Source organism: Vreelandella alkaliphila, from assembly GCF_016107625.1.
In the GTDB taxonomy this organism is placed as follows: domain Bacteria; phylum Pseudomonadota; class Gammaproteobacteria; order Pseudomonadales; family Halomonadaceae; genus Vreelandella; species Vreelandella alkaliphila.
The window spans coordinates 1-330 of the sequence record NZ_JABASV010000048.1 but is presented as its reverse complement, the minus strand read 5'-3'; the positions used below and the strand labels follow the sequence as shown (position 1 = coordinate 330).

General features: G+C 57.3%; 1 protein-coding gene. It reads right to left on the bottom strand.

Annotated elements, in window-relative coordinates; translation table 11 throughout:
* Positions 1–330: E3 binding domain-containing protein (locus JFC11_RS18915; RefSeq protein ID WP_198350285.1), on the bottom strand; the 330-nt coding region annotated here is incomplete at both ends.

The window sequence follows — 330 nt, the reverse complement described above, 5'->3', positions numbered from 1 at the left end:
TAGGCCTGCACATCCTCTTTCAGCACCCGGTCTTTCGGGCCACTAGGCTTAACAAAACCGAGGTCTACGCCAAGTTCACGTGCCAGCATGCGTACTGCGGGGCCTGCGTGCACCAGCTTACTATCCCGCTGTTGGTAATCAGCGATTTGTGCTTCCGGACTCGGGGTGCCTTCAAGAGAAGGCGCTTGTTTTACTGGTGCTTCAGCGACAGGTTTTTCAACGACCGGCTCTTCAGCAGCAGCCTGCGCTTGCGATGCGTCTTCTTCAGCCGATGTATCACCGCCTTCGCCAGCGATTTCCATCTGGCCGATCACGTCGCCTTCCGAGACG